The organism is Planococcus koreensis (assembly GCF_004761975.1).
Classification (GTDB): Bacteria; Bacillota; Bacilli; order Bacillales_A; family Planococcaceae; genus Planococcus; species Planococcus koreensis.
This window is the reverse complement of the sequence record NZ_RQII01000045.1, coordinates 1-11,424: the sequence shown is the minus strand read 5'-3', so window position 1 is coordinate 11,424 and position 11,424 is coordinate 1. Positions and strand designations below refer to the sequence as shown.

Here is an 11,424-nt window from a genome sequence, read left to right as displayed (position 1 = left end):
GACTATTATTGCATAGAGAACATTCCGTGTCAACTTATTTCTTTCCTGGGCATTTCGTTTTTGAATTGTTTTCTTTAGGGTATAATTAGAGAAATTATTTAATGTGGAAGAAGGAGATTTTTATGCGCAATACATATGCAGACGACAGCTTGGCCTTACATACGGATTTGTACCAGATTAATATGACGGAATCCTATTGGGCGGATGGAATGCATGAACGGAAAGCGGTATTCGAGTTGTTTTTTAGAAAACTGCCATTCGGCAATGGCTACGCAGTTTTCGCGGGATTGGAGCGAGTGCTCGATTATTTAAGGGAGTTCAAGTTTTCGGAAAGCGATTTGGCTTATTTAAAAGAAGAAGTCGGCTACAAAGATGATTTTCTTGACTACTTGAGAACGGTACGTTTTACTGGCGATGTCTATTCGGTTGTTGAAGGCGAAACCGTTTTTCAAAATGAACCATTGTTGCGGATCGAAGCACCATTGGTAGAAGCGCAGCTTATTGAAACAGCGCTTTTGAATATCGTAAATTATCAAACCTTGATTGCCACCAAAGCGAGCCGCATCAAGCAGATTGTGAAAAAGGAACGGGTCATGGAATTCGGAACACGGCGCGCCCAGGAAATGGATGCGGCGATCTGGGGGACCCGTGCAGCTTTTATTGGCGGTTTGGAAGCGACCAGCAATGTTCGGGCCGGCAAGAAATTCGGAATTCCGGTTGCCGGAACGCACGCGCATTCGATGGTACAAGCTTATAAAGATGAATACGAAGCGTTTCATTCCTATGCAAAACGCCATAAAGACTGTGTTTTCCTGGTTGATACTTATGACACGATTAAATCCGGCGTACCTACTGCCATCCGGGTTGCGAAAGAATTAGGCGATAAAATCAATTTCATCGGCATCCGCCTGGACAGCGGTGATATCGCATTCCTGTCGAAAGAAGCACGGAAAATGCTGGATGAGGCTGGATTTACGGATACTGAAATCGTTGTCTCAAACGATTTGGATGAATACACCATCCTTAATTTGAAAGCGCAGGGAGCGCGCGTGGATTCGTGGGGCATTGGCACAAAGCTGATCACCGCCTACGATCAGCCGGCTCTTGGCGCAGTCTATAAACTTGTGGCGATAGAAAACGACCATGGGACAATGGAAGACACGATCAAGATCTCTGGCAATGCTGAAAAAGTGACGACGCCGGGCTTGAAAAACGTTTACCGCATTATAGATAGGGAAAATGGGAAATCAGAAGGTGATTATATCACGATGCATGATGAAGAACCGGCCAAAGAAGACCATTTGAAAATGTTCCATCCGGTTCATACATATGTCTCGAAGTTCGTGTCGAATTTTGAGGCTGTCAATCTTCATCAACAAGTGATCAAGGCTGGTGAAGTGGTTTATGAAAATCCGCCTTTGCCTCAAATTCAGGCATACGCTTCCAGCAGCCTGAACCTCTTATGGGATGAATACAAACGGTCACTGAATCCGGAAGAATATCCGGTCGATTTGAGCCAGAAATGCTGGGACAATAAAATGCGCAATATCCAAGAAGTGAAAGATGCCATCCAGCAAATGGCTGGGAAATAATAAGGAGGAAGATTCATGCCGAATTTGCAGCAGCAGATCATTAAAGAATTGAAAGTGAAGCCCGCCATCGATACACAGGAAGAAATACGCCTGACGATTGATTTCTTAAAACAATACTTGATCAAGCATCCCTTCTTGACCGGATTTGTGCTGGGGATTTCCGGCGGGCAGGATTCAACGCTTGCGGGCAAGTTAGCCCAAATGGCGGTTGATGAGCTCAACGGGGAAACTGAAGCAGGCAAATACACGTTCTATGCATTGCGCTTGCCTTATGGCACGCAATTTGATGAACATGACGCGCAAGACGCAATCGACTTTATCAAACCGACAAAGATTTATACGGTGAACATCAAAGAAGCGGTAGATGCGAGCGATAAAGCGCTGGAAGAAGTCGGCGTTGAATTGACCGACTTCGTTAAAGGCAATGAGAAGGCGCGTGAACGGATGAAAGTGCAGTTTGCGATTGCAGGGTCCCATAAAGCGGTGGTGCTCGGCACCGACCATGCAGCTGAGGCGGTGACCGGATTCTATACGAAATTCGGAGATGGGGCAGCCGACCTCACGCCGTTGTTCCGATTGAACAAGCGCCAGGGCCGCGCAATGCTGAAAGAACTTGGCAGTCCGGAGCACCTCTATATGAAGATTCCTACTGCGGATCTCGAAGAAGACCGTCCGGCGATTCCGGATGAAGTGGCATTAGGCATCACCTACGACATGATTGACGACTACCTTGAAGGCAAGAAAATTCCAGCGGATGCGCAAGAAAAACTGGAAGGCTATTACTTGCGTTCGCAGCATAAACGCCATTTGCCAATTACGGTTTTTGATGATTTTTGGAAATAAACTGGACAGAGACAGGACAAGCTGCGGATTCCGCGCCTTGTCCTGTTTTTGATTTCAGCGAAAAGAGTCCGTAAGCAGCGGCTTGTCATGGGACGTTCATTTCTACGGATAAAAACAATGCTAAAGTTACGGAAAGTTGAGAAATTCCTGCGAATTCGTTATGCTTGAAATAAGTTTTGGACAATTTAAAAAATTTGACGCACTATATATTGGGGGAATCAGGATGAAGTCAAAAGATCGTTTAAATGCAGTTATTGATAATATCGAAAAAGTGATTATCGGAAAACGCGATATTGCTGAATTGAGCATGGTGGCAATGTTGTCCCATGGCCATGTTCTGCTGGAAGATGTGCCGGGCGTTGGCAAAACAATGCTGGTGAGAGCGCTCGCAAAATCAGTAGGCGCCGAATTCAAAAGAATCCAGTTTACTCCTGACTTGCTCCCGTCCGATGTGATTGGCGTATCCATCTACAACCCGAAGGATATGGAATTCCATTTTAGGCCAGGCCCGATTATGGGCAATATCATTTTGGCTGACGAGATTAACCGAACATCCCCAAAAACGCAATCCTCACTTCTTGAGGCGATGGAAGAAGCTTCTGTGACCATTGATGGCGTAACCATGCCTATTCCAAAACCTTTCTTTGTTATGGCCACCCAAAACCCGATAGAATACGAAGGCACTTATCCACTTCCGGAAGCGCAGCTTGACCGTTTCCTTTTAAAGGTTAAAATGGGCTACCCGTCGCCGAAAGAAGAAATGGAAGTGCTCAGCCGCGCGCAGCTTTCCTCGCCAATCGAAGATTTAGAAGAAGTCATTTCACTCCAAGAAGTTTTGGAGCTGCAAGAAGAAGTGAAAAAGATCAATGTTGATGAAACAATCAGAAGTTATATTGTGGAATTGACCAGGCAGACGCGGAATGACCCGTATGTCTATTTGGGCGTAAGCCCACGCGGTTCGATCGCTTTGATGAAAGCTTCGCAGGCCTATGCCATGTTAAAAGGCCGCGATTATGTAACTCCGGACGATGTACAATATTTGGCGAAATTCGTCTTCGGCCATCGCATCATGCTGCGCTCCGAAGCGCGTTATGACGGCATCACGACTGATGAAATCACGGACCGTATCTTAGCGAAAACACGAGTGCCAGTCCAAAGGCTTGTTGGCCAATGAAAAAAACGGCCTCATTCGTGAATCTATGGGGACGGCTCCTATTTGTGCTGTTTATCCTGATTTTCACTTTCGCTTTCGCCATGTTCCAAGGCGGCTTTGTCAGCTGGTTCATTTTTTATATGGCGCTGCCTTTTGCGCTTTACTCCTTGCTGCTCGCCGTTTATCCGCTCCAGGACATGGAGTTGAGCCGGGAAATCCATACGCCGCAGGTGCGCAAAGGTTCGCCGTTCTTAGCGACTATCAAAGTACAGCGGAATATGCGGTTTCCGCTGTTGTATACCGTATTGACAGAACAAACGCATTCCCCGGCACTGAATGCCCGAACTGCAGGCGGCACTCAGAAAATGCTGGTGCCCGGGTTTTCTACCGGCATGTCTTGGAGCTATGAAATTCAGGATATGCCCCGCGGCGAGCACGTGCTGGAAGGGGTGAAGGTGGAAGTTTCGGATTTCTTCGGATGGGTGCGAAAGTCGAAATTGATACCGCTTCAGCAGAAAGTACTGGTATATCCGAATACGACTGAAATCGTTTACCGCCCTATGGAATCGAGGTACGACCAAGGAGCCATGGCTGCGCCTTTCACGTTAGTGAAAGATACAACAATGGCGACAGGTGTCCGCGACTACCGGCCGGGCGACCGCGTTTCGTGGATCCACTGGAAATCATTCGCACGGACCCAAACAATGCAGACAAAAGAATTCGAAGATCGCCAGTCGCAAGATTTGTTTTTGTTGGATGACCGTCGGAAGACGGATAAATTCGAGCTTCAAGTAGAATTGGTGGCGTCTATACTTCAATCGATTGTAGAGTCGAAATCGAGCGTCGCCTATTTGTCTGTGGGCGCGACCCGCAATTCGTTTCCAGTCATCCAGACGGAAGAACATCTTCACCGGGTCATGTATTTCCTGGCGAAAGTGCAGCCAGACCTTGAAAATCCTGCAGAAGAAGCAGTTGGGCGCGATTTGCTGAAAATCCAGTCATCAAGTCTGCTGTATGTAACAAGCAAGCTGACGATGGATATGGTTAAAGTCATCCAACGCAATGTTAAAAATTTAAATGCCTGTATGTGCCTGGTGGTCATGAAAAAAGGGGAGAGGCCGTCGCGAGAAGATGAACAAGCATTCCAATTCGCACGCTCGAAAGGCTTTGCCGTCAAATGGGTGTCGCCTGAAAACTTCTCCTCGGTCTTTATGGAGGTGAAGGATAAATGACTTCCATCCGAAAAAACAAATGGTTCATGGCAGCCCTGTATATTTTGGTCTTTTTCCTGCTGGCGGAATGGCTGACTCCTGTGATTGCATTGACAGAAACAGGGCATAAAAACCTGTTCTTGATTTTTATCGGCATGTCGCTGATTATGGCCTTGCTGCAAGTGCCTTGGTGGATTTCCGGTACAGTCAAAACGCTTTATGTCCTATGGTTTGCGGTTTACGTCTATACCGATGAAGTTTTTTTCACAGGAGATGCAATTCGATTTTTATGGGATAATTTTACAAATGACTTTTCTGCATTGCTCTCTCAGGATTGGGCCGGCACCACCGATATTTTCAGGACCGTGCTATTTTTCGCCTTGTTATGGATGGCCGTCTACCTCATCCATTACTGGGTCAGCTACCGGCTCAGCATTTTCCTGTTCTATTTGCTGACGGTTGTCTTTATCGCGGTATTGGATACGTTTAGCCCTTACACAGGAAATACTGCCATCATCCGAATCATGGTCATTGGCCTTCTACTGGCTGGTCTGCTTCATTTGGCGAGATGGCTTGAGCGCCACCATATCGAACTTAGCGGCAATAAAATCGCGGCGTACATAATTCCGTTGGTGCTGATGGTTTCAGCGGCAGCCGCGTTTGCTCTTTATTTGCCGAAATCGGACCCGATTTGGCCGGATCCTGTGCCGTACATCACTTCTTTTTCTGATCAGGCCGGAAGTGGTCCAGGCGGAGAAGTCGGGCGCATCGGTTATGGGGTGGATGATTCCCAGCTTGGGGGGTCTTTTATAGGGGATGATACGCCTGTTTTCAAAGCAACAGTCGCGAACGGACAATACTGGAAAGTTGAATCCAAAGACATCTATACAACAAAAGGGTGGGAGTTGACCGAAAACGTCGGTGATTCCTTCTTATACGGCAATGGGGATTTTATTTCGACTGATTTCCAGCCGGGTGAACCCGCTTTGCGGGACAATGCTTTGGTATCGATGGAACAATCTTTCCCATTTGTACTTTATCCTTATGGCACCGAGTCGATTCTGATGGATCAAAATGTCGATTATCAATACGATTCAGCAGACCAGCGCATTGAAACATATATAGAAGGCGCTGAAATCGAACCTGATGTATATGAGGTTGCCTATAGTGAACCGTTATACAGCTTAACCGCGCTTCAGGCGGCTAGTGATGAAGATTTGGCGGAGCTGCCTGCAGAATTTGACCGCTTTAAACAGTTGCCGGCGGAATTGCCGCAGCGCGTCCGGGACCTTGCCGCTGAAATAACGGCGGACGCTGACAATATATATGCAAAAACCCGTGCTATTGAACGCTATTTCAGCACAGCGGGCTTTGAATACAGCCAAGAGGATATCCCGGTGCCTGAAGAAGATCAAGATTATGTTGACCAGTTTTTATTCGACACGAAGACGGGTTATTGCGATAATTTTTCAACATCAATGGTCGTCATGCTCCGTTCGCTTGATATACCCGCTCGCTGGGTCAAGGGTTTCAATGAAGGTGAATTAGTAGATCAGAATGGCGAAGAAGAAATTTATCAAATCACCAATAATAACGCCCATTCATGGGTTGAAGCATATATGCCTGGCGTCGGTTGGATGTTGTTTGAACCGACAATCGGCTTTACAGGCGCATCGGCAATCGATTTCGATGTTGAAACCGAAACGGATGAATTGGAAGATCCCGTCATGCCGGAGCGCCCGGACCCGCTGGCAGCTGAGGAAGAAGAAGCGGCAGCGGATGCTGCAGACAGCGGCCCATCCCTATGGAGCCGATTCGAACAGTATACGGAAGAACACCGGAAAGCGATCCTGTGGTCTTTGGCGGGGATTACGGCAGCAGCTTTGATTCTGTTTAAGATGCGGCAAAAATGGCTGCCTGCAGTGCTCATTCCGTATTACCGTACACGCGGGAATAACGCGTCAACTTTCGAAAAAGCATATTTGCGCTTGTTGAAGCAATTGGATTTGTACGGCATTAAAAGGCGCGAAGGGCAGACCTTGAAGTCATACGCTTCATATATCGATTCGTTCTTCGGAACCCATGATATGACGAAATTGACGCAGGCATATGAACGGTCTGTCTACGGCGGCAAAGATGAAACCGTCCAATGGCAAGAGCTGAAAGAAAGTTGGGAAAATTTAATCAAACAGACAAGCGGTTGATTTTGGGAGTGCTACCTTGTACAATTGAGAAAATTATAAGTTACAGGTGCCCTCATATATGTCTGGTGATATGGACCGGATGTCTCTACCAAGTCCCCGGAAATGACTTGACTATGAAGGCGGATGACGCATGCGTTCAGACATGTGCATTCGCCTTTTTGATGTAGAGCAGAAGAACGCGAGGACTAGTTTTCGCGTTCTTTTGCTATTTTGAGGCCTTGAATTGAATAGAAGAGGTGAAGAGTGTGCCAGTCAGCCCGATGTTGAAAGAACAGAAGAAAGTAGTGGTTTTGGATTTCGGAAGCCAGTACAACCAATTGATTACACGGCGTATTCGTGAAATCGGAGTTTATAGTGAGTTGCATCCGCATACGATTACAGCGGAAGAAATCAAAGAAATGAATGCTGCCGGCATCATTTTCTCAGGTGGACCGAATTCGGTCTATGATAAAAACGCGTTTTCAATCGATCCTGCTATTTTTGAAATGGGACTGCCGATTTTGGGGATTTGCTACGGCATGCAGCTGATGGCGCTGCATTTAAAAGGCAATGTTGAAAAAGCCCAAAACCGTGAATACGGCAAAGCTGAACTTCAACTTGTAAAAGAAAGCACGATTTTTAAAGATCTTCCAAAAGAACAGATTGTCTGGATGAGCCACGGTGACCTGGTAACTGCAGCTCCGCCTGGATTTGAAGTGACAGGCACAAGCGCAGGATGCCCGATTGCTGCAATGTCGGATGAGTCGCGCGGATTCTACGGCGTGCAATTCCACCCTGAAGTGCGCCATTCCATTTATGGAAATGAAGTTCTGCGCCAATTCGTCTATGACGTTTGCGGCATGGCGGATGAATGGTCAATGGAAAACTTTATCGACCTTGAAATCGAAAAAATCCGCGAAGAAGTCGGCGACAAGAAAGTGCTTTGCGCACTGAGCGGCGGCGTTGATTCGTCAGTAGTGGCAGTTTTGATCCACAGAGCGATCGGCGACCAGTTGACGTGTATGTTTGTCGATCATGGTTTGCTGCGCAAAGGTGAAGCGGAGAGCGTCATGAAGACTTTTGCGGACGGATTCAATATGAACGTCATCAAAATCGACGCGCAAGAACGCTTCATGAACAAACTCGCGGGCGTTTCAGATCCTGAAACGAAACGCAAAATTATCGGCAACGAGTTCATCTATGTCTTTGACGATGAAGCCTCTAAGCTCGAAGGCATGGATTTCCTTGCCCAAGGCACGCTTTACACAGACATTATCGAAAGCGGCACGACAACGGCACAAACCATTAAATCGCATCATAATGTAGGCGGATTGCCAGACGACATGCAGTTTAAACTGATTGAACCGTTGAATACATTGTTTAAAGACGAAGTCCGCGCACTAGGCACAGAGCTTGGCATGCCGGATGAAATCGTTTGGCGCCAACCGTTCCCGGGCCCGGCTTGGGAATTCGCATCATGGGTGCAGTTACAGAAGAAAAGCTTGAAATCGTCCGTGAGTCGGATTGGATTCTGCGCGACGAAATCAGCAAAGCGGGATTAGACCGGGACATCTGGCAATACTTCACAGTCCTTCCGGATATCCGCAGCGTAGGCGTGATGGGCGATGCCCGCACATACGATTACGCGATCGGCATCCGTGCCGTTACATCGATTGATGGCATGACATCCGACTGGGCGCGCATCCCTTGGGACGTACTGGAGAAAATCAGTGTCCGCCTCGTCAATGAAGTCGACCATATTAACCGAGTATTGTACGACATTACGAGCAAGCCACCTGCAACAATCGAGTGGGAATAAAACATAAGCTGGAGCACCTTTAAAGGTGTTTCAGCTTTTTGAATATTTCACGAACTATAAAATAAAAAAACCGATCAATGTTCGTGTTTGGTCTTGTTAATTAAAAAGAAACGTGTTATTCTACGATAGAAATTAAATAACGTTGTCGTATAATGTCGGGGATATGGCCCGAAAGTTTCTACCGAGTTACCGTAAATGACTCGACTACGATTTTTGTCCGGCTTCAGGAAGCCGGGCCCTCTCTGGATTTATTTGCTTTGGAGGGGTAAATCGAACGCATACGGCACACCGCTGTATGCGTTTTTCTGTTTTTCAGCATTATTGCGGCGACACGCGGAGGAAATTACATTGAAGAAGTATTTTCAGTTTGAAGAATTAGGCACGAATTATCGCCAGGAAATTATCGGCGGTTTAACGACATTTTTAGCGATGGCCTATATTTTAGTGGTAAACCCGCTGACGCTGACACTCAGCTCAGTAACAGATCTGCCAGATGCATTGCGCATGGATTATGGCGCGGTATTCATGGCGACCGCATTAGCTGCGGCAGTAGGAAGCTTGATGATGGGGTTTGTGGCTAGGTATCCGATTGCGCTTGCTCCGGGTATGGGGCTGAATGCGTTCTTCGCTTACACAGTCATCTTGACTTACGGCATTCCTTGGCAGACAGCTTTGACCGGTGTATTGTTTTCTGGATTATTCTTTATCATTCTTTCATTGTCCGGGTTGCGCGAGCGCATCATCAATGCGATTCCCGCTGAATTGAAATATGCGGTTGGAGCGGGGATCGGATTGTACATCACGTTCATCGGTCTTCAAAATGCCGGCATCATCGTCGGCGATCCGGATACGATGGTCGGGCTTGGCGATTTGACGAACTCATCGACGTTGCTGGCGATTTTCGGTTTGGTGGTCACAGTAATCTTCATGGTCCGTGGCATTAAAGGCGGAATCTTTTTCGGTATGTTGATTGCGGCAGTAGTCGGCATGATTTTTAGCATCGTCGAACTGCCGTCTGCAATCATCGGCCAGGTGCCAAGCATGGCGCCGACATTCGGTGTCGCGTTAGAGCCGATCTTTAACGATCCGGGCTCATTGATGACAATTCAATTCCTGGTAGTTGTTCTTACGTTCTTGTTCGTGGATTTCTTCGATACAGCCGGTACTTTGGTGGCAGTAGCCAACCAAGCGGGATTGATGACGAAAGACAATAAATTGCCGCGTGCAGGAAAAGCGCTTTTGGCTGATGCGGTTGCAACAGTTGCTGGAGCGATTTTCGGTACTTCTACAACGACTTCTTACATTGAATCCACTTCAGGGGTGGCTGCAGGCGCGCGTTCAGGATTCGCTTCTGTAGTAACAGGAATATTGTTCCTGGTTTCAATTTTGTTCTATCCTTTATTGGAAGTTATCACAAGCGCAGTAACTGCGCCGGCTTTGATCATTGTCGGTGTGCTGATGGTTTCTGCACTTGGCAAAATTGATTGGACGAAATTCGAAATTGCAGTCCCGGCATTTCTGACGATGATTGCCATGCCTCTTGGCTACAGCATCGCAACAGGAATCGCGATCGGCTTTATCTTTTACCCGATTACAATGATTGCTGCGGGCAAAGGAAAGCAAGTTCATCCAATCATGTACGGATTATTCGTGATCTTCATATTGTATTTTATCTTCCTGGTTTAAATAGAAAAATCCCGCCAATGGTTTTGGCGGGATTTTTTTGCCGTTTGGCGCATTCGGGGTTTCAATGTAGAAGGGGGGATCCCAGTTGGCTGTCGCACGCACCGGGAAGTTCGCCTTCCTGTGGCAGCATTCAACATGCGTGTTGGAAGGGGTGCGTTTTATATATAGAAGAAAGTCGATTCAGGAGATGTCTACTGGAGGTGCTGGGGGTGGATTGTCTAGAGGCTGAAAGGCAAGAGGGGATCCGGCAACCAGGTGTTAGAATGTAAAGGAAAAAAATCCTTTCAAAAATGTCACAAACTTTGCTATTGTTTTAATTGAAAATTCGGTTATAATAAAAATGTGGATAATTTAATAGTATTTTATTCAGTTCTATTTTTTTCTCCAAATGTGTTGACTTAAAACAAGTAACTTGATATATTAGTAACTGTCCTCAAAACAACCAGATAAAGCAGTTGAGAAAAATGTTGACATCTGAAATGCTATGAGGTATATTAATAAAGTTGCTGTTAAGAACGGCACACAATGAACCTTGAAAACTGAACAGCAAAACGTCAACAACACGCAACGGCCGCGCAAAACGGCCCGCGCAAAAACTACTGATCAGCATCATGCAGATCAAAAGCGAATCGTGCGTCTTCGGACGGCGATGCGCCAGCAGTATTGAGCAATCAACACTACTCTATAATGGAGAGTTTGATCCTGGCTCAGGACGAACGCTGGCGGCATGCCTAATACATGCAAGTCGAGCGGAACGTCGGGAGCTTGCTCCCTTCGTTTAGCGGCGGACGGGTGAGTAACACGTGGGCAACCTGCCCTGCAGATCGGGATAACTCCGGGAAACCGGTGCTAATACCGAATAGTTTTTTGCCCCTCCTGGGGCAAAACGGAAAGACGGTTTCGGCTGTCACTGCAGGATGGGCCCGCGGCGCATTAG

General features: G+C 47.0%; 6 protein-coding genes, 1 rRNA gene, 1 pseudogene and 2 riboswitches. All 8 genes and pseudogenes read left to right on the top strand.

All coding sequences use genetic code 11. The features are described from left to right. The first annotated feature begins 122 nt into the window (after positions 1 to 122). A complete protein-coding gene (locus tag EGV91_RS10615) occupies positions 123 to 1,592 on the top strand; it encodes a nicotinate phosphoribosyltransferase (RefSeq protein WP_135503544.1) in 1,470 nt (489 codons plus the stop codon). A 15-nt stretch (positions 1,593 to 1,607) separates the two neighbouring features. After that, positions 1,608 to 2,435, top strand: a complete 828-nt coding sequence (nadE, locus tag EGV91_RS10610; protein WP_135503542.1) for an ammonia-dependent NAD(+) synthetase — start codon at positions 1,608 to 1,610, stop codon at positions 2,433 to 2,435. Between the two features lie 223 nt (positions 2,436 to 2,658). Beyond that, positions 2,659 to 3,609, top strand: coding sequence for an AAA family ATPase (locus EGV91_RS10605; protein WP_135503540.1), 951 nt, complete (start codon positions 2,659 to 2,661; stop codon positions 3,607 to 3,609). Further along, positions 3,606 to 4,820, top strand: coding sequence for a DUF58 domain-containing protein (locus tag EGV91_RS10600; RefSeq protein WP_135503538.1), 1,215 nt, complete (start codon positions 3,606 to 3,608; stop codon positions 4,818 to 4,820). The genes EGV91_RS10605 and EGV91_RS10600 overlap by 4 nt, the downstream gene beginning before the upstream one ends. Then, positions 4,817 to 7,003 (top strand): transglutaminase domain-containing protein, encoded by a 2,187-nt coding sequence (locus tag EGV91_RS10595; protein ID WP_135503536.1) that lies wholly within the window; start codon positions 4,817 to 4,819, stop codon positions 7,001 to 7,003. Before EGV91_RS10600 ends, EGV91_RS10595 begins: the two co-directional genes overlap by 4 nt. Positions 7,004 to 7,035: 32 nt before the next feature. Continuing rightward, positions 7,036 to 7,137: riboswitch (purine riboswitch) on the top strand. 126 nt (positions 7,138 to 7,263) lie between these two features. After that, positions 7,264 to 8,801: pseudogene (gene guaA, locus EGV91_RS10590) on the top strand (glutamine-hydrolyzing GMP synthase). A gap of 125 nt (positions 8,802 to 8,926) precedes the next feature. Next, a riboswitch (purine riboswitch) is annotated at positions 8,927 to 9,028 on the top strand. A gap of 121 nt (positions 9,029 to 9,149) precedes the next feature. Continuing rightward, positions 9,150 to 10,487, top strand: a complete 1,338-nt coding sequence (locus tag EGV91_RS10585) for an NCS2 family permease (protein WP_135503534.1) — start codon at positions 9,150 to 9,152, stop codon at positions 10,485 to 10,487. A gap of 684 nt (positions 10,488 to 11,171) precedes the next feature. After that, positions 11,172 to 11,424, top strand: a 16S ribosomal RNA gene (locus EGV91_RS10580); the annotation flags it as partial.

What these genes read in the sequence shown, in the direction of transcription:
- EGV91_RS10615 (WP_135503544.1), top strand. Translation starts at nt 123, where the DNA reads ATGCGCAATACATATGCAGACGACAGCTTGGCCTTACATACGGATTTG.
- nadE (WP_135503542.1), top strand. Translation starts at nt 1,608, where the DNA reads ATGCCGAATTTGCAGCAGCAGATCATTAAAGAATTGAAAGTGAAGCCC.
- EGV91_RS10605 (WP_135503540.1), top strand. Translation starts at nt 2,659, where the DNA reads ATGAAGTCAAAAGATCGTTTAAATGCAGTTATTGATAATATCGAAAAA.
- EGV91_RS10600 (WP_135503538.1), top strand. Translation starts at nt 3,606, where the DNA reads ATGAAAAAAACGGCCTCATTCGTGAATCTATGGGGACGGCTCCTATTT.
- EGV91_RS10595 (WP_135503536.1), top strand. Translation starts at nt 4,817, where the DNA reads ATGACTTCCATCCGAAAAAACAAATGGTTCATGGCAGCCCTGTATATT.